Origin of the sequence: Gordonibacter faecis (assembly GCF_030077735.1) — a bacterium.
GTDB classification, from domain to species: domain Bacteria; phylum Actinomycetota; class Coriobacteriia; order Coriobacteriales; family Eggerthellaceae; genus Gordonibacter; species Gordonibacter faecis.
This window is the reverse complement of the sequence record NZ_JASJEU010000007.1, coordinates 41,716-67,197: the sequence shown is the minus strand read 5'-3', so window position 1 is coordinate 67,197 and position 25,482 is coordinate 41,716. Positions and strand designations below refer to the sequence as shown.

The following is a 25,482-nucleotide window of genomic DNA, read 5'->3' as shown; positions in this document are numbered from 1 at the left end:
ATGAACCGCACCTTCACCACGCGCGAAAAAGTGCTCCTGCTCATTCTGGCCGTGCTGCTTCTGGGCTGCTGCTATTACCTGCTGGTGCTAAAGCCATCGCTGGACACCATAACGTCCAGCACGTCGCGCCTGTCTGCCGTGCAGAGCGAAATCACGGTGCAGCAGGCCGTCGCCACAAAGAAAGCCCAGCTGGAGAAGGAAATCGAGCAGGCAGAAGCCTCTGGCGCCGCACAGAAAACGATCCCTGCGTACGACAACACCAAAAACGAGATTACCGAACTGAACGTCATTCTGGCGGATGCCACTAGCTATACCATTAACTTCTCGGATGCTGAAATGGTTGATACGCTCGTGCGCCGCCAGGTGGACATCGCGTTCACGTCTGACTCGTACCCAGCCGCGCATTCGGTGCTGCAAAAGCTGGTGAACTGCAAGTATCCCTGCTTGGTGACCGACATCACCATGGCGGGCAACGGGTTGGGATCCGCCGAGTCGGGTAAGGTGTCGGCGAGCGCATCGGTGACGTTCTTCGAAACGCTGAAGGGTTAGGGGAAGAGCGCAGCGGGTGACGCGAAGAAGAGTGACCTGCGTGCGAGTCCCGCGCTGGCCGCGCCGCCGCTACTGTTCGCCGTCGCCGTTCGCGTCGCTTTCATCCGCTGCGCGTTGCTCAATCACAAAGCGATCCTTGCCGCCCGCCTTCGCTCGGTAGAGCGCCTGGTCAGCCGCGCGATACCACGTTTGATATGAGTTGGTTTTCCCTGCAAACATCACGCCGCCCACGCTGATGGTGATGGTGCGCATCGTGCCATCCTGGTCGCGGAATTCCACGCCGCGCTTCACGATGCCAGCGCAGCGTTCCTCCAAATTGGACAGCTCAATGGGGCCGTTGATGCAGACGGCGAACTCGTCGCCTCCCAAGCGCCCAATGAGGTCCTGCGGGCGGAAGGTGCGCCTGAGCGCGTCGGCCGTGCTTTGCAGCGCCACGTCGCCGGACTGATGTCCGTACGTGTCGTTCACCTGCTTGAAGTCGTCGGTGTCGAAGACAAGCAGAGCTCCCGCGTTCCCCTCTTTCATGAGAGCACCCGCGCGCTCCTGGAACGTTTTCCAGTTCAGCAGGCCAGTCAGGCCATCGTGGTGCGCGCGCTCTGATAGGTCCAGCTTCTCGCGCATTTCGTCATCGATATTCGTGATTTTTCCGATGACCGAAATGGGCTTGCCGGCGTCGTCAACGACGAAGTGCGAAATGATGCGCAGCCACACCGCATTGCCGTCCGCGTCGGCGTGCGCCACATCGACGCTGTTCATGCTGGGGGAGGTGAGCGCCTCGGCCACGCCGGGCTCCAGGTTCCGCTCCAGGAATTCGCGCGCGTTGCGGAACAGGCGATACGGGCCTTCGTCTGCGGGCAAGGCGTATTCCTTCAAGTCCTCGCTGCTTGGGATGAGCGTGTGTGGGTCGGAAATCATCAGCGTGTCGTTCTTGATGTTGTATTCGAAGAATTCCTCGTTGGCCAGGGAATACAGCTTTTGGAAGCGGCGGTTTTCCTCGCGCACGCTGCGCGCGGCTTTCACGCGCTGGTGCAGGTACAGGGCCAGAAGTGCAATGATCAGCGTCAGCACCACAATGCAACCCACGGCAAGTTCCAGCAGGTGATCGCGTATGAACAGGTTGATCTGCTCGTTTTGGGTAATGAGCGAGTTGTCGTAAATGATGGAATCAAGTTCTTCCGTGGAAAGGCCGCGGATGGATTTGTTGAGGATGGTGAGCAGTTCGGGTTCCACCGGATGCACAATCCCCAGGCACACTTCCGTCGTTTTAGTGGACGCTGGCAAGGAGAGAATGTTGGTCAGGCCTCCCACGTTCGTGTAGTAGGGAGTGGTGAACGTGGTCCCGTATGTGTAGTCGGCTTCGCCGCTGTTCACTGCCTTGAAGCATTCGTCAAGCGAGTCGTATACAACGATGTTGCGGGTGCTGGACAGAAAACCGCCCTCTAGCTCCCAGGGAATGGCGAGGCGCTTGCCGTCAAGTTCATCGGGATTGACGAACTTGTTGTACACCATCTGCATCGACGCGGTCATATACGGCGCGCTCAGCGATACGCCCATCTTCAACGCGGCATCTTGGTTGGTGTCGATGCCGCCGATAAGGTCCACGTCAGCAGCCTTGATGGCCGCGTTCAGATCGTCGGAGCGCTCGATTTTTACCACTTCGAACTCAAGCCCGGTGCGCTCGCTCAGGAAATCCAGCACGCCTATGGTCACGCCAGTAGGCTTCCCCGTGGTTTTGTCGAATGACTGCACGGGCGCCTTCTCCGACAGAATGCCGACGCGCAGCGTGTCGCGCTGGCGCGCGAACGCTTTCTCGTCGTCGGTGAGTTCATAGTTGCTGCTGCTATGGTTGAAGTACTGGTTGTAAAGCGAATTCTGTAGCGTGGGATTGCTTTCGTTGATGTGCTTGATGGTGGCGTCGATCTCGTCGATGATGGCGCGCTGGCCTTTGGGTGCGGTGAAATAGTACGGCCGCCCGACGAACGACTCCAAGATGACGAAACCTTCGCGCACGTTCACGTCGATGTCGAGGAAGGCATCGGCCTTGCCGGATGTCACAGCATCGTATAAGCCCTGTTCCGCAGCGCATTCAACCGTGGTAAGTTCCAGGTTGTTTTTCTGGCAGAAGTAAGTAAGTTCTTCGCGGCGCTGTTTAGCGCTGGCCAAAATAGCCACGGACAACTTGCCGCGCGTCACATAGTTGGTGGTAGAAACCTTAGCGTCGGTTTCGGGCACGAAGAGTGCTGTGTGGGCAGTGCCGTAACTGTTTTGCGGATACTCATACATGGTTGCGAGGGCAGAGCTGTATGTCATGTTGCCCTCAATGTCCACCTCGCCGTTGTCAAGCATTTCAAGCAGGCGTAGGGCGCTCTCGTCGGTGGTTTCGCCTTCGGCTTCAATGAATTCGTATTTCCAGCCGGTGAACTGGGCAATGCGCATGAGGTAATCGTACGTATAGCCTTCAAGTTGCCCACTCTCGTTGCGCGAGAAATCGCCGGGGCGGGTCACGTAACCCACTTTGATGACGCGCTGCTGCGTTTCTTCCGCGTTGGAGGCGGAAGGGGAGGCCGGCGCGTTGTCGGCGAAGGCCTGTGGCGTGGCTGCTGGTACGGCGGCCACGCTCAGCGCGAGCGCGAGGGCAAGCAGCGTGGCAAGAACGCTGCGAAGCGTTGTTGATGTTGCAGATATGTGGTGGCTCTTCGTGCCCATTTTTTATCCCACAAGCGCGCGTAATCGGCGCCTTCCTCTGTTTGTCCTTGCTGCAAGTATACTCTTGCTCCCGAATATACAGCGGTCAAGCAATCCGATAGAGCAAAAATTTTTAGTCAGGGGGATGCGATTTAATGCGCTGCGGCGAACGACGCGCGAGGGGGAGCAAGAGGCGCGGCCACTCCAGCCACCCCAGAGGCCTCGCCACGATTCCCTCGGAAAAAAGGCGTATGGTGCTTGACCCGCGCGGGCGCTACCGGTACAATATCGTTCCACGTCCTTGCGGACGATGTTTGTGGTCGGGTAGCTCAGTTGGTAGAGCAGCGGACTGAAAATCCGCGTGCCGAGGGTTCAAGTCCCCCTCCGACCACCACGAATCATCAGCGCCCCTCCCGAGGGGCGCTTTTTTATAGCAGCCCAAAGAGGGTGGCCAGGGTTGAGATGCGCACGGCTGCCAACTTACCCTCGTCGAACTTGTCGATTTCCTCTGCATATGCGATACAATAATAAAAATTGTTCGTTTGAACGTACAATTTGAAAGTAGTGAATCCATCGGCGTTTACGGCTCACAACACGCTAAAGATTTAACAATGGAGGTATGGATGGCATGATGAAGTATTCTGCCGAAAAGATGCGCCTTGGGATGAGGATTTCATACCTGCGCAACAAAGCCGGATTGTCGCAGAGTAAGCTAGCGATGGCGGTGGGTGTTCACCGTCCTACGATCAATCAAATTGAGAGCGGCCGCGCAAACCCGCAACTTGAGACACTGGCGCGCATCGCCCAGGGCATAGGTGTGGAAGTGGAAGATCTTTTCAAGGATTAAGCAGTGTTCCCTTCGCGGTGGCAATGAGAGATTCGTAAGCGGTCGAACGTAGCACCCTTCTATTTCAGAAGTGCTATTTGCTTGCCAACATTGGTTTGAGGCATGCTGTCTTCTTTTTCTTGACAGAAGGATACTTCGGTGGGAGAATTAAATTACTTCGGGAAAGGAAGTATCTTCATGGGCGAGAACGAAGTGCCCTTTGCTTCTGAAGGGTTTTACTGGGAATTTATAGATGCGACGAAGGACGCGTTCTCCACGGAGCGGTGGCAGAGCATGCTCATGGACTGCTCCAAAAACGAAATGCTTGCGCTCGTGCATGTGTATCGCGCCGGCGAGACCACCATGTCGCGCGTCGCCGAGTACGTGGGCGTGCCGCTGAACACGGCAACGGGCATTGTGACGCGGCTGGAAAAGCGAGGGCTTGTGCAGCGGTGGCGCAGTGAACAGGACAAACGCGTCATGGTGGTGCGCATTACCGACCAGGGCACGCGGCAAGTAAACGCCGTCATTGAGGCTATCGGTACAACGGTGGGGCGGGTTTTCGCAGGGCTCGAGAACGAGGAACGTCAGGTGCTGCTGAAACTCATCGGCCGTCTCCCGGCGCTGCTTCAAGAAGAGGCTGAAACCCAGAAGACGTCGCGCACCAAGAAAGGCAGCATGAAGCGCATCGCCATTGACTAGCAACACAACGGAAAACGAGCGGCTGGACAAGCCGCGTTTTTCGAACAGATAGTTCGAGTAACGAATAATTCGTAGCAGGAAGAAAAAGAAGGGCGAACGTGACTACCATGGCGAACATCAGGATATTCACAGGCAAGGGCGGCGTCGGGAAAACAAGCGTTGCGGCAGCGTCCGCGTGGAAAGCGGCCGCCCAGGGTGTGTCCACGCTCCTGGTGAGTACCGACGCGGCACACAGCGTGGGTGACGTGCTGGGCCAGCGCGTCGGCCCCGCGGTGGTTGAAGTGGCAGCCAACCTTTCTGCGGTCGAGCTTGATGCCGACCGCATCATGGAGCAGGAGTACGGCGACCTCATGCGATCCGTCACCTCCATGGTCACGAGCGCGGGTGCTGGCGGCGACCAGGAAGACCTCCCCGCCATGCCGGGTTATGACGGCCTGTTCGCCCTGCTCAAAATCATCGACTTTGCCGAAAGCGGTAACTGGGAAACCATCGTTGTGGATTGCGCTCCCACCGGTGAGACGCTGGCGCTGCTTAAGTTTCCGGAACTTTTTGGGTGGTATTTGGAAAAGTGGCTGCCCGCGGGCAAAGTGGCCCTGCGTGTGCTCTCGCCGCTATCAAAGAAGCTACTCAAGCTGGAATTGCCTGACAAGCACGCCCTCTCTGACATTGAGCGCCTATACGTGCGTCTTATCGAATTGCAGCAACTGCTGAAGGACCCCGCGCGCACAAGCGTGCGCATTGTGACGCTGCCGGAGAAGATGGTCGTGGAGGAAACGAAGCGCAACTACCTCTACCTCAACTTGTTCGGTTACCGCGTGGATGGCCTGGTGGTAAACCGCATGCTGCCGCCCGAGGCGCAGAGCGGGTTTTTCGCTGAATGGGCGGAGGTGCAAGCGCGCTGCGCGAACGAACTCAACCAGGTGTTTGACGGCGTACCGCATGAGCATCTTCCCTGGTACGAAACTGATATCTGCGGGCTTGCGGGGGTGGAGCGGCTTGCCGCTGCGTTGCCGGATGATGCGTTTTTCGCTGCTGCGTCGCCGGTTGAGCATGAGCGCTACGAAAAGACAGACGAAGGGTGGGTGCTTGAGCTTGCGTTGCCGCTGGCGCGCAAGGAGGCGCTTGAGCTGTACCAGGCATCAAGTGACCTGGTGGTACGCGTTGGCCCGCTCACGCGGTGCATTCCGCTGCCGAATGTGCTGGCGGGTTATGAGGTGGGCGCAGCTCGTCTGAATGACGGCGTGCTGCGCGTGGAATTCGCGAAAGGAGAGGTGCGATGAACGCTACATGTATGAGCAAGATGCTTGAGGCGAAGCGCCTGGAAGTTGAAGCGTTTGCCGAACTGGTGCCACCAGAGGTACGTCGCATCGCGGCCGCAGGGGTGCGCGTGTGCGCGGACACAGCGCTGAGCGTTCTTGAAGCGCCGGCCGAAGAGCAGGGCGCGCCCCAGCGTACGCGCGCCGCGCGTCCCATCACCATTGACTAGAACGGAGCCGCACTCATGAGGATTATTCTGTACACGGGCAAGGGCGGCGTAGGCAAGACGTGCGTGGCCGCTGCGACGGCGCTGCATCTGGCTGACGCGGGCCGGCGCGTGCTTGTGGCCAGCACCGATATCGCCCACAGTTTGGGCGACGCATTCGATAGGCCCGTGGGAAGCGAGCCTGTTTCCGTAGCGCCCAACTTGGATGCGCTTGAAATTGACCCGGTTGTTGCCGGGCGCGAGGCGTGGGGTCAGTTGCAAGCCTATCTGCGCGTGATCATGACAAGCCACGGCGGCAGCGCAGACGAAGCGGGCATTGAGGTGGACGAACTGTTTGTGTTCCCTGGACTTGAGGAACTGCTTGCGCTCAGCGTGCTGCTCGATATTGAAGAAGCGGGCGCCTATGACGTCCTGGTGGTGGATTGCGCGCCCACCGGCGAAACGCTTTCGCTGCTCAAGTACCCCGAGCGGTTCGGCTCGTTCATTGAGCAGGCATTGCCACTCAAGCGCACGGCGCTCAAAGTGGGTCGTCCGGTCATTGAACGCGTCATGAATATGCCAATGCCGCCGGACACGATCTTCGATGAAATATCCGCGCTGGTGAATCGGCTTGAGCGGCTGCGTGCACTGCTTGTTGATGCCGACCGCACAAGTTTGCGCGTAGTGACCACGCCCGAGCGCATTGTGGTGCAGGAGGCGAAGCGGGCGTTCGCGTGGCTGCATCTTTATGGCTACAACGTGGATGCCGTGGTGGTGAACCGGCTGTATCCCGATGACGCGCTTGCCGGCTACTTCGAGCGTTGGAGTGAGTTGCAACGTGTGTCACTGGCGGAAATTGAGGAAGGGTTTGCGGGTGTGCCTGTGCTGCGGCTCATGCTGCGCCACAGCGAACTGCGCGGTTTGCCTGGCTTGCGGGAGGCTGCGGCGGAACTGTACGCAGGAGTTGACCCCGAGCCGGTACTTGCGCGGGCGGATGCGGTGAGCGTTCACGAATGCAACGATGGGTGGGAGTTGAGCCTCGCGGTACCGTTTTTCGACAAACAAGACCTTGGCCTGCGACAAGACGGCGATACGCTTCTGGTGGCCGCCCGCAACCAATCGCGACGCATCCCACTTCCCGAAGAGTTGTGGGGACGTACGGTGACCGGTGCTCGCTACGAAAACGGTTGTTTGGTGGTGCACTTCGTGGCGTGAAGGGGGAGGGTGCTTACGAGTGTCTTATGATTCGGGTGCCGGATACATCTCGCGGGGTATACTGCCTGTATGGAGCGTTTGCCTACTTATACTACGTCGCAGATTGCGCGGATTGCGGGGGTGCATCCGAATACGGTGCGGCTGTATGAGCGCATTGGATTTATTACGGCGCCGGCGCGGCGTGCGAATGGGTATCGGGTGTTCACGGAGCTGCATGTGTTGCAGGTGCAGTTTGTACGAGCGGCGCTTAACGTGGAGCTGGTGCAGAACGGGCTGCGTCGGGAAGTGCTCGCCATCATTGATGCTATGGCGCGTCAATCCTATGACGAGGCGCTTGCACTGGCCGAGCAGCGCATTGCGCACCTGCGGCGTGAGCGAGCCGCTGCTGAAGAGGCGCTGCGCCAGGTGCGCAAGTTGCTCACACACGTGGGTGAGCCTGACGCGCCCGGCGAGCCCCTTATGCTCACGCGCAAACAGACGGCCGACTACCTGGACACCACCATCGACGCGCTGCGCAACTGGGAAATGAACGGGTTGTTGCAGGTCAGACGCAAGCGAAACGGCTATCGCGTCTACACGGCTGCCGACATCAATCGCCTTGCCATCATTCGCGCCTTGCGTGCGGCGAACTATTCGCTTGCTTCCATCCTGCGTCTGCTTGAGGCGCTCGACTGCGACGCAGCCACCGATATTGAGCAGGTGCTCGACAGCCCCGATCCTAACGAAGACATCCTGTCGGTCTGCGACCAGCTGCTCACGTCTCTCGACGCGGCTGAGCGCAACGCCTTCGAAATGATCGACCTTCTGCAGCGCATGAAAGAAATTCCCACAACCTAACCCTCCACTTTGCCACCAGAGTTTGTGCCTCTCCTAGTATGGCCCGCGACCGAAAGAAAGGAGAGGCGCATGAATAACGTTGTCAGCGTGCGCGAACTGAGGAAATCGTACGGGAGCGAGCCGGCCGTAGCGGGCGTGAGCTTCGACGTGGCGCGCGGCGAAACGTTCGGCCTGCTTGGCGCGAACGGCGCGGGGAAGACCACCACGCTGGAGTGCCTGCTGGGGGTGCGCACACCCGACGCGGGCAGTGCCACCATTCTGGGAATGGACCCGCGCTCCCAGCGCAAGAAGCTGTTCGAGCGGGTGGGCGTGCAGTTCCAAGAGGCGCGCTACCAGGACAAAATCACTGTCGACGAACTGTGCCGTGAGACGCGCGCGCTCTACCGCGAGGCCGACGATCCCGCACAGCTGCTCGCCCGCTTCGGGCTGACCGACGTGCGCACGCAGGCCGTGGAGTCGCTTTCCGGCGGGCAGCGCCAGCGTCTATTTGTGGTGCTGGCGCTCATCCCGCGCCCCGAGGTGGTGTTCCTCGACGAACTCACCACCGGGCTTGACGTGAAGGCGCGTCGCGACGTGTGGAATCTGCTGGCCGAGATGCGTGCGAAGGGCATGACCATAGTTCTGACCAGCCACTTTATGGACGAGGTGGAGGCGCTCTGCGATCGCATCGCCATTATGCGGAAGGGTCGCATTGTGTTCTCGGGCACGGTGGACGAAGCCGTGGCCGCCCAATCAGCTAAAACATTTGAGGATGCGTACCTCGCCTACGCCGAGATCGCAGAAAACGCGGAAAACGCGGAAGGAGCCAGCTATGAAAGCCTTTAGCACCCTGTTCGGAGTTGAATTTCGCCTGTCGTTGCGCGACATGAACATGCCCATCTTCGCCGTGATCATGCCCGTAGTGGTGATGCTGATCATCGGCATGGTGTTCGGCGGCCAGCCCGCCTTCGAGGGCGCGAACTACACGTTTGTGGCGCAATCGGTAGGTGCGGTGTCAGCCATCGCCATCTGCGCGGGCGGCGCGATGGGTCTGCCGCTGGTGGTGTCGAACTACCGTTACCGCAAAATTCTCAAGCGCTATTTCGTCACGCCGGTGAGCGCCCGCATGATCCTCGCGGTGCAGGTGACCATCTACAGCGTGTATGCTCTGGTGGCGATGGTGCTCGTGTTTGGCGTGGCCGCGCTGTTCTTCGGCTATCAGTTCACGGGGTCGTGGCTGGCGTTCGTCGGCTCGTACGTACTTGTGCTGGCGGCAACCTTGGCGCTTGGCATGATGGTGGGCGGCCTCGCACCCAACGAAAAAATGGCCGGTGTTCTCACTAGCGTGCTGTACTTTCCCATGTTGCTGCTTTCGGGAACCACGCTTCCCTATGAAGTGATGCCGCAAGCGGTGCAACGCGTGGCCGACTTTCTGCCACTCACCCAAGGCGTGAAACTGCTGAAAGCTACGTCACTGGGACTGCCTATTGACCAGGCCATCGTGCCCGTGATCGTAATGGTAGTGTGGGCAGTCGTGTGCACGGCAATTGCCGTACGGTTCTTCAAGTGGGAATAAACTGATCAGACTGAAGGTGCGTCCCTCTGCTGGGCAAACGGAGGGACGCAAAACGGGTTCTGACTGGTTGGCAAATCTTTGCGGGACGAAGTTTTCTCAAATGTTGTCGCTTCTCGGACATTTCCGTGCTATTCTGTTGAACATAAATTCAATGAAAGGATGTTCAACAAATGGTGACGCGCCAAGAACAGCGTGAACGGCGGCGGCAGGAGATCCTCGGGGAGGCTCTCAAGCTGTTCGTCCGCAAGGGGTACGCCGGGACGAAGATCGGTGACATCGCCGAGGCGGTGGGCATGAGCGCGGGCCTCATGTTCCACTACTTCGATTCGAAGGAGGCGCTCTACGAGGAACTGATCCGCTTCGGCGTAGAGGGCCCCATGGGTATGGTGGGCACGATGGCAGCCGAGGGCGACGCGCTCGCGTTCTTCGAAGGGGCTTCCGCGGGCATTCTTGAATACCTGCACGCGGATCCCGCTACGGCGGACATGTTTGTGCTCATGGGCAACGCGCTCATGGACGACTCGGTGCCCGAAAGCGTGAAGGAACTGCTCAGCGGCTTCGACGTACATACGCCCACGGCTAAGGTCGTGCGGCGGGGCCAGCGCGAGGGCACTATCCGCGAGGGCGACCCTGTGGCGCTTTCGATCGCCTTCTGGTGCGCTATCCAAGGTATCGCTGAAGAACTGGCGCTCAATCCGGACATGCCGTGTCCCGACAGCGCATGGATCGTCGACATCGTGAGGAAGAGGTAGACCGTGGAGCAGGCAACGAACAAGCGAGTCGCCATTGTGGGGGCGGGCATCGCAGGGCTCGCGGCGGGCGTGTACGCGCGCCAAAGCGGCTTCGAGGCAACCATCTTCGAATCGCACATCATTCCCGGCGGGGCTTCCACCAGCTGGAAGCGGAAGGGGTACCTCTTCGAAGGCGGCATGCACTGGCTCACCGGCTCGTCGCCGAAGACGGCGCTCAACGCGGTGTGGAACGAGATCGGCGCGCTCAATCCGGACGTGCCTGTGTACGTGCGCGACCCCTTCCTCGTCTACGAGTTCGCGGACAAAACGGTTTGCCTGTACCGCGACCTCGATCGCCTTGAGAAACACCTGATAGAGGTCGCGCCCGAGGACGAGAAGCAGATCCGTCAACTCGTGAAGGATGTGCGGAAGTTCATGAAGGTAGACATGCCCATCACCGACCTCAAGGGCGTGCAGGTGGCCCGGAAACGCACGATTGGCATGCGCGACATGCTTGCCATGCTGCCGGCGATGCCGCGCATGGCGTCCTACGCGAACCAAACCGCCCGCACCTTCGCCGAGTGGTTCCAAAGCCCGCTCTTGCGCACCTTGTTCGTTGGCATGGTGGGCGAGGACATGGCGGCGACGAGCCTCGTGTTCACGCTGGCCACGCTCGCCTCGGGCGACGGGGGCTATCCGCTTGGCGGGTCGCTCGCCATGGCGCGGCGCATCGCCGAGACGTTTGAAGGCCTTGGCGGCACGATAGAGTACCGCTGCCCAGTCGAGCGCGTTGCGGTGGAGGACGGCCGGGCCGTGGGCGTGGTCGTTGACGGCGAGATGCGCACCTTCGATGCCGTGATCGTGACGCAGGATTTGCGCGTCGCCGTCGACGCTCTGTTCGATCCGCCGCTTGCCGAGGAGTGGGCGCAGCGGCTGCGCGCGAACGTCAGCCCCATCCTCGACACGTTTGTGAGCCTCGGCATCCGCGCCGACCTCTCCGACGTGCCCGAAAGCGTCGGCTTTCCCGTGAGCGATCCCGTGTTCTGCGGCGGGCAGCGCCACGACAACCTGGCCATCAACAACTACGCGGCCTACGAAGGCTACGCGCCCGAGGGCTGTACGGCGGTGACGCTATTCATGAGCGGCGACACGTACGACTGGTGGGCCGCCCGCAAGGCCGACGGCACGTACGCGCAGGAGAAAGAGCGCCTGGCCGAAGCGATAATAGCGGCGTTGTCGAAGAAGTATCCGCAGGTGGAAGGCAAGGTGGAAGTGTGGGACGTGGCCACGCCGCTCACGTACGAGCGGTACCTGCATTCGTACAAGGGGTCGTGGATGTCGAACATGGTGCCGGGCGAGAAGATGGTAAGCTACCCGGCGAAACCGGAGGGCATCGCGAGCGTCTATTTTGCCGGCCAGCGCCTCGTGGCTCCCGGCGGCCTGCCCACGGCCGCCGACACGGCCCGTACCGCCATCCAGCATCTCTGCCGAGATACAGGCACGGTATTCCAAGGAGCGTCAGCGCCGCAATAGCCCGAGCGATCTGAAGGTGGCGGATAGCGCTTGGGAGTGGCCGATGCTTTCGAAACCTCCTGATGATCAGGAGAGTGCTCGCTGGGGAGGCGAACCCTCTCCCTGTATGGGAGCACCCGCAGGTTTCCGTGCTATACTGCGGCGATTCAGTGAGGTTGGGGGGTCTGGTGTTGCAGATAGGGGAGTTTTCTCGGCTTTCGCGGATATCGGTGCGCATGCTGCGCCATTACGATCAGGTGGGGTTGCTCCGGCCTGCCGAGCAGGACGCCGTAACGGGGTATCGCCGCTACGCTGTGGCGCAACTGGCGGAAGCGGCGCGCATTACTACGTTGCGCGACCTGGGATTCCGCATTCAGGATATCGCCGATCTGGTGCATGCGGGCGACGAGGAACTGCTCCATGCCCTCGACATCCGCGCGCAAGAACTTGAGGAAAGCATTGACCGCGAGCGCCGCCGTCTTGCTGACCTGCGTCGTTTCCATCAGGAAGTGGAAGCCGGCGGCTCCGACATCAGCTGCGAGGTGGCGCTCGTGTCGGTTCCCTCTTATGATGTGGTGGCGTTGCGCATGGAGTTGGCAAGCTACGACGACGAGCGGCTGGCCTGGGAACGCTTGGGCGCGTGCATGAAAGAGCGGGGGATAGCGCCGTCCGACCCCTATACCGAATACTGCGAGTTCCGCGACGAATCTGCTGATTCCTCTTCGTCTACCGTTGCTGTGGAGGTGGCGGTTGCTACCGACGCCCCTGGTCAGGACGACGGGCCGCTGCGCTTCTACCGCAGCAAGGCGCTGCCGCTCGCCGCGAGCATCAAGGTGTACGGCCCCTTCGAAAACATCGCGCCCGTGTACGCGTCGTTCGGGCGCTGGCTGGAGGCCCATCCCACATTGCGCATGGCGGGTCCCACCCGTGAGGTGGCTCACCGTGGCCCATGGAATGCGAGTGATCCGCAGGACTACCTCACGGAACTGCTCATTCCCGTGGAGGAAGTTTCATAGGATTCACGCGTCCTGCGTTCGGCCCGCTTGACCCTCTCACGGTGTCAGCCTGTACGCTCCTTCCAGATGCCGCCACGAGGGCGGCCTCAGATTGAGGAAAGGAGCACTGCTCATGGAAACGTTTTCCGTGCATCCCATTGGCGTCGTGAGCGGAGGGGGCGAAGATCCGGCGCACCTGCGCATTAACCCGGAATATCGCGATGGCCTGCGCGGCCTTGAGGGCTTCGGTCATGCCGTTGTTTTGTGGTGGGCCCATGAAATGGACGACCCCGAACTGCGCGCCCTTACGGATGCGGGACGCCCCTACGTGCGTCTCGACCACGACCTGGGTATCTTCGCCACGCGCTCGCCGCTGCGCCCCAACCCGATTGCCCTCACCGTGATTGAGCTGGCTGCTGTCGACGTCGAAGCCGGCCTCATCGAAACTCCCTACCTCGACGCCAACGACGGTACTCCCCTTCTCGACCTCAAACCCTACACTCCCAGCATCGACCGCATTGAAAACCCAACCGTCCCCACCTGGTGCACCCACTGGCCCCAAAGCATCGAATCCTCCGCAGATTTCGACTGGGTCGCTGAGTTTAGGTTCTAGTTGCTACAATAAAACTCAAAGTTCGTGTGAGAACCCCTTGACCCTCCGGTTGCAGGAGGGGGTTGAATGGGATGCGGAAGGAGGTGAACGGCGTGTTTTACATCGGAGAGTTCTCGAAAATGGGCAAGACTACGGTGAAGACGCTGCACCACTACGACCACATTGGGCTGCTGCGTCCGGAGGCGGTGGACGCGGCCACGGGGTATCGGCTGTACACGACGCGCCAGCTGGCCGAGCTGCACCGCATTCAGGCGCTGCGCCAGGCGGGGCTTGCGCTCGACGAGGTGGCTGCCATCGTCGGCGGCGCCGACCCAACGCCCATCCTCGCGAAACGCTGCGAGGAAGTTGCCCGGGAACTCGCAACCGCACAAGAGCGCCTCGCGCGCATCACATTCATGCTTTCAAACGACGGAAAGGGGCTTTCCATGAACTATCAGGCAACCATCAAAGACATTCCCAGCTGCATCGTGTACACGAAGCGACTGACCGTACCCGACTTCAACGCATACTTCGAGGTCATTCCCGCCATCGGCCGCGCGGTGACCGCAGCGAACCCGAACCTGCAGTGCGCCAAGCCGGAGTACTGCTTCATCAGCTACCTCGACGGCGAGTACAAGGACCATGACATTGCCATCGAATACAACGAGGCCGTCACTGAGTTCGGCAACGAGACCGACGGCATATTCTTCCGCGAGATGCCCGCCGTCCACGTGGCGTCGGTGATGCATCGCGGTCCCTATGCCGACCTGCCCCAGGCATACGCCTTCCTGATGGAGTGGATCGAACAAAACGGCTATCGACCTTGTGACCTGGCCCGCGAGTCCTACATCGATGGCATCTGGAACGGCATACCCGACTCCGAATGGCTCACCGAAATCCAAATCCCCATCGAGAAGAAGTAGCGAACTTCGAACGGCCTGCAATAGCAAGCGCCTCCGCCCCGCGCGGAGGCGCTTGCGAAACCTTTTGCCTGCCAGGTTGACCGTAGGGCAAGGGCTCTGCCCTTGCCGACAGCTACGTTTGACCTGGCAGGTTTGTTGTTACTGGGAGCGGCAAGGGAGAACTCCTCGCCTCGCGGAACGTTTGCAAAAGGAACAGTTGCTGCGGCTGCGCCTTACGCGCGATGCCGCATGAGGCCGTGGGTAGTGCAGTATGTGTAGAACGTGTCGCCGCCCAGGCGGGGGAGACGTGCTTCGCCACCTTGCTCGGGGTAGAGGCGCTCGAACGCCACGCGGTCGTAGCCAACCACGGCGACAAACCCCAGGTAATGCGCCTTTTCCATCGGGTGATTAAACGTGAAATACCAATCGCCTTCCACCGATTCCACGCGCAGGGCGTGAGTATCGTCGGCGGGTTGGGCCTTGAGGGGCGCAAGCGTGCGTCCGCAGCAAGACACCTCGGCGTCTCCCGTGGTAATAATAACGTTTCCGCAGGTGGGGCACACGCGGAATGCAGTGCGCTTCATGGAGCCTCCCTTTCTGGTGTCGACGGCAAGGCTGCCCTCGAGCACGGTTTTAACAGGAACGCCCAGACACGACGAAAGCGCGCTCAGCAACTCAATATCGGGGCAACCGCCGCCGCGCTCCCACTTCGACACAGCTTTGTCGGTGACTCCCACTGCGTCGGCAAGCTGGCGCTGCGTCAGCCCGCGTTCCTCGCGCAAAGCGCGAATAAGCGCCCCGGTAGATCTGGCGTCCATAACGTTCCTTCCTGTTTCATTCAACGAGTCCCACCATACCCGCCCCACCGCTCCCACGCAATAAACGCCCCGTAGAGTGCCAAGGCGCGAGGGGGCGCAAAGGCGCGCGGGCAAGGAAGATATACTAGGGCAAACTCGGAGAAAAGGCGCGGGGCCCGTGAGTCGCGGCCCGCGAAGCGGAGAGGCTCGCATGTGCGAATTTGCCCCTCGTGCCTTCGGCTCCCAAGGGAAAGAAGAGGAAGATGGCTAGGATTGATGACCTGGTGTTTCTTGTGCGTGCGCTTGTTGAAGAGCGCTTTGGCGAAGGTGCCCCTCAGCTTGCAGGCGTGGAAAACGCCGCTGGGGAAGAGGTGCTGTTTCGGCAGTTTCGCGATCTTGTGAATACGCGCGAGCCCCTTCCGGCGTCTGAGGAATTTCTCGCCACGCAAGATCGCGTGCTGCAGGGGCTGATAGAAGACGCCGGTATCACCGACGCCGCCGCGCTGCAGCGCGTTCCGCTGGACAGCCGCCTGTCGCTCTGGCGGGGAGACATTACCACGCTTGCGGCCGACGCCATTGTGAACGCCGCTAACAGCCAGATGCTGGGATGCTGGGTGCCGGGGCATTATTGCATCGACAACGCCATTCACACGTTTGCGGGCGTGCAGCTGCGCGCGGAATGTGCGCGCCTCATGCGTGAGCAGGGGCATGAGGAACCGACGGGGCGCGCCAAGGTGACGCCCGCTTACAACCTGCCCGCGCGCTTCGTCATTCACACGGTGGGGCCCATTGCGAATGGGCATCCGACCAGGCGCGATGAAGAACTTCTGGCTCAGAGCTACACCAGTTGCCTGAACGCTGCGGAAGGCCTTGGCTGTACCTCCCTCGCGTTTTGCTGTATCAGCACCGGTGTGTTCGGCTTCCCGCAAGCGAAAGCCGCACCCATTGCTGTTGCCACCGTGCGCGCGTGGCTGGACGCCCACGGCTCTGACCTGCATATCGTTTTCAACGTGTTCAGCGAGAAGGACGAAAGAATCTACCATGAGCTTCTTTTCGACTAACATTCCCGGAGGCCGCCTCGTGTGCGCCAACGGCGGCGAAGCCGAGATGGCTGTGGGTACAGAACGGCTGCACCGCGCGCTGCGCGAGGCCGATACCGTGCTCATCGGTGCCGGTGCCGGGATGTCTACCGCAGCGAGACTGACCTATTCAGGTGAGCGATTCGATACACATTTCGCCGACTTCCGCGACCGCTTTGGCATTACCGACATGTACTCGGGAGGCTTCTTCCCCTTCCCTGATGCCGAGACGTTCTGGGCGTGGTGGAGCCGGCACATCTTCATCAACCGCTACGACGTGGAGCCGGGCAAGCCGTATTGCGACCTGCTCAACCTGGTGCGCGACAAGGACTACTTCGTCATCACTACGAATGTGGATCACCAGTTCCAGCTGGCGGGCTTCGACGAGCGCCGGCTGTTTTGTACCCAAGGTGACTATGGCCTGTTCCAGTGCAGCGTCCCCTGTTCGGAAGAGACGTACAACAACGAAGCAACCGTGCGCGCCATGGTGGAGCGGCAAAGCGCCATGCGCGTGCCGAGCGATCTCCTGCCGCGCTGCCCGCGCTGTGGCCGCCCCCTCACCACCAACCTGCGCATTGACGACCGCTTCGTGCAAGACGAGGAATGGTACAAGGCGAACGCCCGCTACCAGGACTTCTGCCGAACCCACGAGGGTGCCAACGTGCTCTACCTCGAACTCGGCGTGGGAATGAACACCCCCGTCATCATAAAATACCCCTTCTGGAACGCCGTAAACAACAACCACCGCGCAATCTACTGCTGCATAAACAAAGGAGAATCCTGCGCCCCCGAATCAATCAAGGCCCGCTCCATCCTGCTCAACGCCGACATAGCCGAGGTGCTATCAAACGTGCGCTTTCCGTTGGCATAGCTGGCACAATTTCTGCTGTAAAATTCGATGCCCAGAGATTTAAACGTAATGGAAATAGCCATTAGTCGAATTCGTTAAAGACGGGCCTTTCGAAATCAAGTGGAGTTTCAGCCTTGCGAATGCGACAGAGCAATCCACGATACGGATGGTCACCTGCGAAATCACATACGTCATAGTCGTCGGGTATGATGGCGTTGATGTTGGAGTCCCATACGCCGAACAGGTAAGGGTCTTCCGCAGGTTGCTCGGGATAGTACCAAAACGCTTCGGCATGCACGACGTCGGGTGCTATGGCGGTAGTCACACACGCTCTCTGGCGCACGCTTCCCAACGGTGTCTCCACCAGCACGGTGTCGCCGTTCACGATGCCAAACGCACGCGCCGTCTCGGGATGCATCTGGGTTTCGGGCAGCTCGTGGCGCCAACGCAATGAGGAAAGCTCGCGGTAGCTGGTGTGCCAGTATGGCCTCACGCGCGAACCGCTGATGAGCGTCAGCGGGTATTCACGCGCCAGTTCCGGAGTGCGGGAACGGCTTTGTGGCGGCTCTACATAGTCGGGCACGGGATCAAGCCCGCAGGCAGCAAGCGCGCTGGGTGCCAGTTCGCACTTTCCACTGGCCGTGCCGAAGCCGCGGCCCTCTTTGGCATATCGTTCGAACTCTCGGCCTGTATCGCTTTCGAAATAGTATTGGGAGCTGTTCGCCACCTGAGCATGCGTCCTGCCCGAAGGGCGCAGGATAAGGTCGTACATGCTTTCCAGAGTGTCGGGCCATTCATAAGGGAGCCCCACGCGATGCGCCAGCTCCTTCCATAGCCAGTAATCGTCCTTGCGCTCGTAGAGTGCGGGAAGAGGCTGCTCGTAGGCGATGGCAGTGGCAGACACACCCCAATACAGCATGGTGTGTGGGCGCTCTATCCAGCTGGCCGCTGGCAACACGTAGTCACACAGGGCCATGGAGGGTGTCATGAAGAAGTCCATGCCCACCAGCAGGTCGACCTTCTTCAGGGCCTCATAACAATCCCGAGCTCCGGCCAGCGTGACCAGCGGATTGCCTGCATGGATGAACAACGCCCGTATCGGGTAAGGCTCGCCATAGCGAATGGCGTCGTAGATGCCGCGCGAGGACGGGTACAGGAAATAGAGCGGGCACCCGTAGCCCTGCCCCCATGCCTTCTTGATGGCACCGTTGATGCGCGTGAGCGATGCCTTCGAGCAAACGGGGAACCGGTTCGCCGTCACACTGTCGCGGTCGGAGTGTTCTAAGTGCTCGACCAGCAGATCCCATCCCATGGCGTTGTACCAATCCACCTGGTTAGGCAAGGGTCCGGTCATCGGGTTGCCACCCTCTCGGTCGATGTTGCCGGTAATAGCGCGGATAACTGCCTGGGTGTATACCGCCGCATAACCTGCTCCGTTACCATAGTGGCAACCCGAAAGGCTCCAGACGTAGTTCGTGGGGCCATCGGCATAAGCGCGTGCGAAACGCAGTATCTTTCCTACTGGCACGCCCGTGATTTTAGAAACACGCTCAGGTGAATACTTCTTCGCCTTTTCGGTCACTTGGTCGAATCCCGTACACCACCGTTCTACGAATTCTTTGTCGTACAGTCCCTCCTCTATGAGTATGTGGATGACTCCCCAGCCCAAAGCGCCATCGGTTGCAGGACGTGGCTGCAGCCAGAGGTCGGCGTACGAGGCGGCCTCGGAAAACCGAGGATCCACCACGATGAGGCGGGCTCCACGATCTTGGCATGCTCTGATGGAGTTCCATTTTACGGCTGCGCTTTCGGGTGGGTTTGACCCCCAAAGCACAATATTGCGGCTCTTTCCGGGCATAGGCGCGACACCCAGGCTGTCCCAGCCGTACATGGTGCATTCCACGATGGTGTTCGCCTGTCCGCAATCCTTGCCTGTGTTAAACGAGTTTGGGGAGCCCCATTGGTTGAAGAATCGCCAGCTTGCCCAGTCTGCTGGGCCGTGGATGGTGCCGCCCAGTTTGGCAAGCGCTTCGGGTCCTGATTCTTCGCGGATGGCAAGCAAACGTGCGGCTATATCGTCCAGTGCTTCTTCCCAGGTGACGCGCTCCCATCGGCCCGATCCGCGTTTTCCCACGCGTTTGCGAGGGTGGTTCAGGCGCTTGGAGCTGTAGTGGAATTCCGGCACGCCGGCCAGCCGCTCGCAGCCATAACCACCTCCCGTCACGCCGTTCGGGTTGCCCGTCACGTGCTTCAGAATGCCGTCCTCAACATGCAGTCTGACCTCGCATTGGTGCCAGCACAGGTGGCACCCGCACACCTTGACCTCGTCCCGCGCCATGAGCAGCCCCCTTGCACATCTTGCCTCCAAAGCAGTATATAATAAAACCCGCGCCATCGGCCACGGCGCATCCCAGCAACCAAGGAGGCCTTGCGTCATGGACATCAGAGTACTGCGTTACTTTCTTGCGGTTGCTGAAGAAGGAACCATGTCCAAGGCGGCCAAGGAGATTCATGTCACGCAACCCAATCTATCGCGCCAGATATCCGACCTGGAGCGCGAGGTGGGAGCCGAACTGTTCGTACGCGGCAGTCGTCAGACCACGCTGACGGAAGAGGGTCTGTTCCTGCAGAAGCGCGCCAAAGAGATGGTACGCATTGCAGACGAAACACTGGCCACGCTCAGTACCTATGATGGCGTTATGGCAGGATCAGTGCGTCTGGGCGGATACAGTCCGCACAGCGTGCGAACCGTTGCGAAAGTTGTGGGCAAAATGCATCGACAGCACCCGCACGTGCACTTTTCGTTCAAAAGCCTTCAGTCGTCAGACGCGACTGCGGCTCTTGACGAAGGGCGCATCGACTTCTCCGTGGTGACGGAACCCGTTGACTTGACGGAATACGAGCGCATGCAGCTACCTGTCGCTAGCGTGTGGGGCATCCTCGCTCGGCGGGACAGCCAGCTGGCCCTTTTGGAGCAGGTGCGTCCGGCCGATCTGCACGATGCGCCTCTTCTGTGTCCCGAGCAGATCCTCGAGAAGCACTGGCTGCATGGCTGGTTTGGTGCCGATGACGGCAAGCTGGACGTTGTTATGACCTACGACCTGCCTGCCGCCATGGTAGCGCCGGTAGAGGAAGGGGTTGGTTACGCGCTCTGTACCGAAGACGCCGTGAAGATTCCAGAAAGTTCGAACCTCTGCTTCCGTGCACTGGGACCTCGTTTGGAGTCGAAGACATTTATTGCCTGGAAGAGATACAGGGATTTCCCAGCCCCATCCGCGCGCTTTCTAGAGCTAATTCGTCAGGAATTACTGCAGGTCTTGTAGCGTGGGCTACTCCTGCAGTGAACCAGGAGCGACGGGGATCGAGGGAGCCTTCGGAACTCCTGGTGTCGCCGGAGTGCTAGGAGCTCCGGCGACACCTGCGACGGGCAGCGTTGCTCCGCACTGCGAACAGGAGGCGTCGGCGGGCTGGCAGACGGTTCCGCACTCGGGGCACTTCTTTTCGATGTTTACGGCTGATGGTCTGAAGCACATGACAGAGAATCTCCTTTCACCGCCGATGTCGGCGGCACGAATGCGCCCGGAAAAAGTTCTCTTACTTCTTCCGGGCCTTTTCCTTATATTACGCAAACGGCAACCGATTCATAGACGGCGGCCGATTTGGCAAAGGGCCAGGCACCGTGCTTGCGCGGCGGCGCCTGTGACGCTCAGTGCCCGTTCGACACGAGACGAGGCAACGTAGGCATGTTGATGAAGCGGAGCGCCCTGTCGAGGCTTTTGCCTTCAACCTGAGCCAAATTCGAGCAGCAGCTTGATGCGCTGCATTTTGTCGCGTCGCCTCGGCGGGCCAAGGCGACGATACCCACCTCGTCCACTAGAAACGACACCATGCAGCGGTTGGAGCACATCCGACACCGACTACTCTCAAGACGCTCTGCGCTCATGGCCCTAGCCTTCCACCTCGGGTGCAACAACCTGGTCGTAGGCCAAGTCGGTGTCGCAAGGGTACACCTTGCACAGCATGCCGCGGAAAGGCAGGTTGCCTGCGATGTCGCTGCACTCATAGTCGTCGGGCAGGATGGAGTTGATGTTGGTGTCCCATACGCCAAACAGGTAGGGTTCTTCTTCGGGCATTTCGGGGAAGTACCAATAGGCTTCCGCATGCACCGTACCCAACTTCATACCGTTGTCGATGCGGGCCTTTTGACGGACGCGGCCAAGCGGCGTCTCTATGTACACCATTTCTCCATCGACGATGCCCAACGAGCGCGCATCTTCGGGGTTGATGGTGAGCAGCGGGTATTGGTGCTGCCACCGCAGGGTCTTGAGTTCGCGGTAGCTGGTGTGCCAATACGGGCGCTTGCGTGCGCCGCTGGTAAGAACCAAAGGATACTCTTTGGCCAGATCGGGCGTGCGGTACTTGCTCCACGACGGCTCTATGTAGTCGGGAACGGGATCTTCGCCCGCGAACGCCAGAGTGGTTGGAGCCAGTTCGCATTTGCCGCTGGGAGTGCCGAAGCCGTAACCGTTCACCTTGTGATGATAATAGTCTTGGTCCGCCAGCAGGTAGTTCGGGGTGCTCTCGGCGATCTCTCCATGCGTGCGGCCCGAGGGGCGCAGCATGAGGTCGTACATGCCCTCCAAGGTTTCGGGCCATTCGCCCTGCGTACCTGTGCGGCGCGCCAGTTCGCTCCATAAATAGTAGTCGTCCTTGCGTTCGTGCAGGGCGGGCAGGGGCTGCTTGTAGCAAGGATTGAACGTAGACAGGCCCCAATAAAGCTGCATGTGCGGGCGCTCTATCCAGCTGGCCGCCGGCAGCACGTAGTCACACAGCGCCATGGAGGGTGTCATGAAGAAGTCCATACCCACCAGCAGGTCGACCTTCTTCAGGGCCTCATGCCAGTTCTTAGCACCAGTATAGGTGAGCAGCGGGTTGCCGCACTGGATAAAGAACGCCTTGATGGGGTACGGAGTGCCGTAGCGCATGGCATCAACCAGGCCGCGGGTGTTGGGGTAGAAGAAGTAGCCGGCAGCACCGTACCCCTTGCCGCCCCATGCCTTCTTAATAGGCTCGTTGAACTGGCGGATCATCTTTTTCGAACACACCGGGAAGTGTTCGGCCGACACACAATCGCGGTCAGAGTTCTCAAGATGCTCGAACAGCAACTCCCATCCGATGGCACCGTACCAGTCGATGTCGTCGGAGATGGGGCCGGGTATGGCGTTGCCGCCCGGGCGGTCCATGTTGCCCGTAATGGAGCGGATGACCGCCTGGGTGTAGGCGGCTGCATAGCCGGCACCGTTGCCCTCGTGGTTGCAGGTGAGGTTCCAGTTGAAATTGGTAGGGCCGTCTGCGCAGTAATGGGCAAGCTCGATTATCTTCTCGGCTGGCACTTCGGTTATTTCAGCCACGCGTTCAGGTGGGTAGTTCTTCGCCTTTTCGGCTACCTGGTCGAAACCCGAACACCATTCCTCGACGAACTCCTTGTCGTAGATGCCTTCTTCGATGAGCACGTTGATGACACCCCACCCAAGAGCGCCGTCGGTGCCGGGACGTATCTGCAGCCACAGGTCGGCTGCGGCTGCGATCTCGGACAGACGCGGGTCTATGACGACAAGTTTGGTGCCCTGATCCATGCACGCGCGCACCAGGTTCCACTTCAGTTGGTTGGATTCGGGCGGGTTGGCACCCCACATGATGATGTTCTTGGTCACGCCCAGTTCGGGGGCGGAACCCGAACCGTCCCATCCGTACATGGCGCATTCTACTGTGGTGTTCAGCTGGCCGCAGTTCTTACCGGAATTCATGAAGTTTGGACTACCCCAATGGCAGAAGAAGCGCCACGACGACCAGTCGGCCGGGCCATGAATGGTGCCGCCAACCTTGCCCACGGCTTCGGGGCCGAACTCGTCGCGAATGGCTACCAGCTTCTCGGCAATTTCGGTGAGAGCTTGCTCCCATGTGATGCGCTCCCACTTAGCCTCACCACGCTCGCCCTTGCGCTTGAGCGGGTAATTCAGCCGCATCTCGCTGTAGTGAAACTCGGATACGGCTGACAGGCGCTCGCAGCCGTAGCCGCCGCTGCCCACGTGGTCGGGGTCCGGCGTGCATTTCTTCAGCACGCCGTCCTCGACGTGCAAGATGACACCGCATTGTTGCCAGCACAGATGGCAGCCGGTCTTGATATACTGCGTTTCGGACATGGTTGTTGCCTCCTCTTCCTCGTCACACTCGTAGTCTTACAGGTCTTCCACTTCCAGAAGCTCTATGCGCTCGCCGTTCAGGCCTCGCACCATGAGAGATTTCAGGCGCTCGGCACCGAAGTCTTCGATGATGGCCACCTGGTCGGATTCCAACGTGCAACGCGGCTCCTCTGTTAAACGTGCCTTTACTGCCTCAATGTCCTTCACGTAGAGGGCGAAGTGGTTATTGGTGTTGAGCGCTGCAGGCTTCGGATTGTCCACACCAGCTAGCTCGATGAGCTCAAGCATGACGCCGTTCTGTGATACGAACGAGTTCTTGTCCACGCCTCCGTCGGGATAGGCGTAATCGAAACGGAATTCGAGCTTGAAGCCCAGTGCCTCGGTGTAGAATTCGATGGCCTCCTCGCGGTCGGCCACGTTGACGCTCAGGTGATGCAGTCCGTAGAATTCCTTTTCGCGTGCCATGGTGACAGCCTCCTTAATCAGGTTTACGTTTGTGCGGAATGGCCAAAATCCCTTCCGCAGCCTTTTTCAGCATCAGGCTCTAATCCGCCACTTCGACGCGCCTCGTGGCAATGAACAGCAGCACGATGGTCGCCACGGCAGTAGCTATCATCGCCATCAAGCCCGTTTGGTACGTGCCAGCAATGTCGTAGAACGCATTCAGGATGGTGGGGCCGAATGCAAATCCGAACAGGCAGAACGACGTGACAGTGCCCATTTTCTTGCTGAATTCCTTGCGGCCGAACGCCTCGCGGATTGATACGCCCATGGGCATTTGTGCTGCGCCGCTGGTAAAGCCGACGCAGACGGCTGCCGCGTACATGAGTACGGGGGAAAGGCCTCCCGTGTTGCCGCCCATCAAGAAGATGACAGCAGCAACGGCGATGACGAGCGACGAAACCGCCACGCCCCACCGGCTGCCGAACTTGTCGATGATAGGGCCGACGAGCGCGAAGCTGACAGCTTGGGCCACTAAGGCCACACTGAGAATAAAGCCCGATTGGTTCCCGAAGCCGAAGTCGCCGGCGAACAGAGCCAGGTTGCTCATGATAGCGAAGGCCAGCAGTCCGTTGCCGAAGTAGCCGAGCGCCATGAGCCAGAACTGGTAGGTCTTGAAGATGCCGCGGTACGAGACGCCACCCTCGTCGTCCATAAAGTCGTCTCCGTTTTCTCCGTCGGTTTTGACTTCGTTGGCGTACATGGGGGCCACGCCTAGGTCTTTTGGATCACCCTTGTAGAACAGGCTGATGAGTACCCAGCTGACCACGCCACAAGCTACAATGATCCAAAATGGAATACGCCAGCCTAGGTTGGCAATGAGCAGCGCCCATAGGCTAGCAAACGCAATACCTGCAACAGCGCTGAAGGTATTGGGAATGGAAATGTATTTAGCCTGGTTCTTCATGAACCACCGGTCGACAATGACGTTGACCGTATTTATTGACATGCCTGCCGAACTGAACCCGAACAACGCGCCGCCCAGCCAGATGAAGTACACGTTTTGTGCACAGGCAAACGAAACGAATGCCAACAAAGCAACCGTGTTGCACAGCAGTAGGTATTTACGCATACCCAGCTTTTCTACCATGCGGCCGTAGAAGAACATGGAAATGATGGCGTTTACCACGTTCACCAACGTGATGCCAAACGTGAATTCCGTGCGCGTGCAGCCGAACTCGCTGATGATGGGATCCGCGAACAGCGGAAAGGTGTTCCAGGCAATACCGGCACTGAACACCACTGCAATGCACATAGCAATGACGGTGTTCGTGGCGTAGCGCTTGGTCTTGGCTTTGTCCATCGACTCTCTCCTCCTTTTGCAGTGACGGTACGAATGCGGTCGTCGGAGATACACCCCCCCATCCGGACGACCCTGCGTTTTTGTGGAATCTATTCGTCGCGACAGCAGGGACTATACCCGCGAAACCAGGGAAGAAAAATTACTTGTTTTTAATGGGAAAGCATAAAAAAAAATTAATAGCGAGAG

25 protein-coding genes and 1 tRNA gene are annotated in these 25,482 nt (G+C 59.7%); 18 read left to right on the top strand and 8 right to left on the bottom strand.

Annotated features, from left to right (window positions below):
* A complete protein-coding gene (locus QNJ86_RS03800; RefSeq protein WP_283831264.1) occupies positions 1–549 on the top strand; it encodes a type II secretion system protein GspM in 549 nt (182 codons plus the stop codon).
* 69 nt (positions 550–618) lie between these two features.
* On the opposite strand, the gene QNJ86_RS03795 is transcribed toward QNJ86_RS03800, so the two are convergent.
* The gene (locus tag QNJ86_RS03795) at positions 619–3,255 is read right to left on the bottom strand and encodes a transporter substrate-binding domain-containing diguanylate cyclase (RefSeq protein ID WP_283831263.1); all 2,637 of its coding nucleotides are present in this window, start codon (positions 3,253–3,255) and stop codon (positions 619–621) included.
* Between the two features lie 297 nt (positions 3,256–3,552).
* Between QNJ86_RS03795 and QNJ86_RS03790 the strand changes: the two genes are divergently transcribed.
* The 14 genes from QNJ86_RS03790 (at position 3,553) to QNJ86_RS03725 (ending at position 14,584) form a co-directional block, all read left to right on the top strand.
* Positions 3,553–3,628 (top strand) — tRNA-Phe (locus QNJ86_RS03790).
* Between the two features lie 225 nt (positions 3,629–3,853).
* Positions 3,854–4,081 (top strand): helix-turn-helix transcriptional regulator, encoded by a 228-nt coding sequence (locus tag QNJ86_RS03785; RefSeq protein WP_283831262.1) that lies wholly within the window; start codon positions 3,854–3,856, stop codon positions 4,079–4,081.
* Positions 4,082–4,258: 177 nt separating this feature from the next.
* Positions 4,259–4,762, top strand: a complete 504-nt coding sequence (locus QNJ86_RS03780; RefSeq protein WP_283831261.1) for a MarR family winged helix-turn-helix transcriptional regulator — start codon at positions 4,259–4,261, stop codon at positions 4,760–4,762.
* A 107-nt stretch (positions 4,763–4,869) separates the two neighbouring features.
* Positions 4,870–6,042 carry an ArsA family ATPase gene (locus tag QNJ86_RS03775; RefSeq protein ID WP_283831361.1) on the top strand — a complete coding sequence of 391 codons (1,173 nt, stop codon included), beginning with the start codon at positions 4,870–4,872 and terminating at the stop codon, positions 6,040–6,042.
* Positions 6,039–6,248: a hypothetical protein gene (locus tag QNJ86_RS03770; protein WP_283831260.1), complete on the top strand. Its 210-nt coding sequence runs from the start codon at positions 6,039–6,041 to the stop codon at positions 6,246–6,248. The genes QNJ86_RS03775 and QNJ86_RS03770 overlap by 4 nt, the downstream gene beginning before the upstream one ends.
* Before the next feature lie 15 nt (positions 6,249–6,263).
* Positions 6,264–7,439 (top strand): ArsA family ATPase, encoded by a 1,176-nt coding sequence (locus QNJ86_RS03765; protein WP_283831259.1) that lies wholly within the window; start codon positions 6,264–6,266, stop codon positions 7,437–7,439.
* A 69-nt stretch (positions 7,440–7,508) separates the two neighbouring features.
* Positions 7,509–8,276: a MerR family transcriptional regulator gene (locus QNJ86_RS03760; protein ID WP_283831258.1), complete on the top strand. Its 768-nt coding sequence runs from the start codon at positions 7,509–7,511 to the stop codon at positions 8,274–8,276.
* A gap of 69 nt (positions 8,277–8,345) precedes the next feature.
* Positions 8,346–9,101 (top strand): ABC transporter ATP-binding protein, encoded by a 756-nt coding sequence (locus tag QNJ86_RS03755; protein ID WP_283831257.1) that lies wholly within the window; start codon positions 8,346–8,348, stop codon positions 9,099–9,101.
* Positions 9,088–9,831: an ABC transporter permease gene (locus QNJ86_RS03750; RefSeq protein ID WP_283831256.1), complete on the top strand. Its 744-nt coding sequence runs from the start codon at positions 9,088–9,090 to the stop codon at positions 9,829–9,831. The genes QNJ86_RS03755 and QNJ86_RS03750 overlap by 14 nt, the downstream gene beginning before the upstream one ends.
* A gap of 170 nt (positions 9,832–10,001) precedes the next feature.
* On the top strand, positions 10,002–10,583 hold the full coding sequence (locus tag QNJ86_RS03745) for a TetR/AcrR family transcriptional regulator (RefSeq protein WP_283831255.1): 582 nt from the start codon (positions 10,002–10,004) through the stop codon (positions 10,581–10,583).
* A 3-nt stretch (positions 10,584–10,586) separates the two neighbouring features.
* On the top strand, positions 10,587–12,095 hold the full coding sequence (locus QNJ86_RS03740; RefSeq protein WP_283831254.1) for a phytoene desaturase family protein: 1,509 nt from the start codon (positions 10,587–10,589) through the stop codon (positions 12,093–12,095).
* Positions 12,096–12,244: 149 nt separating this feature from the next.
* Positions 12,245–13,090 carry a MerR family transcriptional regulator gene (locus tag QNJ86_RS03735; protein ID WP_283831253.1) on the top strand — a complete coding sequence of 282 codons (846 nt, stop codon included), beginning with the start codon at positions 12,245–12,247 and terminating at the stop codon, positions 13,088–13,090.
* Positions 13,091–13,202: 112 nt separating this feature from the next.
* Entirely contained in the window at positions 13,203–13,682 is a 480-nt protein-coding gene (locus QNJ86_RS03730) for an SAM-dependent methyltransferase (RefSeq protein ID WP_283831252.1), read from the top strand.
* Positions 13,683–13,774: 92 nt separating this feature from the next.
* Positions 13,775–14,584, top strand: a complete 810-nt coding sequence (locus QNJ86_RS03725) for a MerR family transcriptional regulator (RefSeq protein WP_283831251.1) — start codon at positions 13,775–13,777, stop codon at positions 14,582–14,584.
* Positions 14,585–14,796: 212 nt separating this feature from the next.
* On the opposite strand, the gene QNJ86_RS03720 is transcribed toward QNJ86_RS03725, so the two are convergent.
* A complete protein-coding gene (locus QNJ86_RS03720; RefSeq protein WP_283831250.1) occupies positions 14,797–15,381 on the bottom strand; it encodes a helix-turn-helix domain-containing protein in 585 nt (194 codons plus the stop codon).
* A 242-nt stretch (positions 15,382–15,623) separates the two neighbouring features.
* On the opposite strand from QNJ86_RS03720, the gene QNJ86_RS03715 reads away from it, so the two are divergent.
* Both QNJ86_RS03715 and QNJ86_RS03710 read left to right on the top strand, forming a co-directional pair.
* Positions 15,624–16,421, top strand: coding sequence for a protein-ADP-ribose hydrolase (locus QNJ86_RS03715; RefSeq protein ID WP_283831249.1), 798 nt, complete (start codon positions 15,624–15,626; stop codon positions 16,419–16,421).
* Positions 16,402–17,310, top strand: coding sequence for an SIR2 family NAD-dependent protein deacylase (locus QNJ86_RS03710; RefSeq protein WP_283831248.1), 909 nt, complete (start codon positions 16,402–16,404; stop codon positions 17,308–17,310). The genes QNJ86_RS03715 and QNJ86_RS03710 overlap by 20 nt, the downstream gene beginning before the upstream one ends.
* A gap of 61 nt (positions 17,311–17,371) precedes the next feature.
* On the opposite strand, the gene QNJ86_RS03705 is transcribed toward QNJ86_RS03710, so the two are convergent.
* Positions 17,372–19,627 carry a molybdopterin-containing oxidoreductase family protein gene (locus tag QNJ86_RS03705; RefSeq protein ID WP_283831247.1) on the bottom strand — a complete coding sequence of 752 codons (2,256 nt, stop codon included), beginning with the start codon at positions 19,625–19,627 and terminating at the stop codon, positions 17,372–17,374.
* Positions 19,628–19,724: 97 nt separating this feature from the next.
* Between QNJ86_RS03705 and QNJ86_RS03700 the strand changes: the two genes are divergently transcribed.
* Entirely contained in the window at positions 19,725–20,612 is an 888-nt protein-coding gene (locus QNJ86_RS03700; protein WP_283831246.1) for a LysR family transcriptional regulator, read from the top strand.
* 6 nt (positions 20,613–20,618) lie between these two features.
* On the opposite strand, the gene QNJ86_RS03695 is transcribed toward QNJ86_RS03700, so the two are convergent.
* The 5 genes from QNJ86_RS03695 to QNJ86_RS03675 form a co-directional block, all read right to left on the bottom strand.
* Positions 20,619–20,822, bottom strand: a complete 204-nt coding sequence (locus QNJ86_RS03695) for a hypothetical protein (protein WP_283831245.1) — start codon at positions 20,820–20,822, stop codon at positions 20,619–20,621.
* A gap of 173 nt (positions 20,823–20,995) precedes the next feature.
* Entirely contained in the window at positions 20,996–21,232 is a 237-nt protein-coding gene (locus QNJ86_RS03690) for a hypothetical protein (protein ID WP_283831244.1), read from the bottom strand.
* A 4-nt stretch (positions 21,233–21,236) separates the two neighbouring features.
* On the bottom strand, positions 21,237–23,492 hold the full coding sequence (locus tag QNJ86_RS03685) for a molybdopterin-containing oxidoreductase family protein (protein ID WP_283831243.1): 2,256 nt from the start codon (positions 23,490–23,492) through the stop codon (positions 21,237–21,239).
* 36 nt (positions 23,493–23,528) lie between these two features.
* A complete protein-coding gene (locus tag QNJ86_RS03680; protein WP_283831242.1) occupies positions 23,529–23,957 on the bottom strand; it encodes a VOC family protein in 429 nt (142 codons plus the stop codon).
* A 79-nt stretch (positions 23,958–24,036) separates the two neighbouring features.
* Entirely contained in the window at positions 24,037–25,296 is a 1,260-nt protein-coding gene (locus QNJ86_RS03675) for an MFS transporter (protein ID WP_283831241.1), read from the bottom strand.
* Positions 25,297–25,482 lie beyond the last annotated feature (186 nt).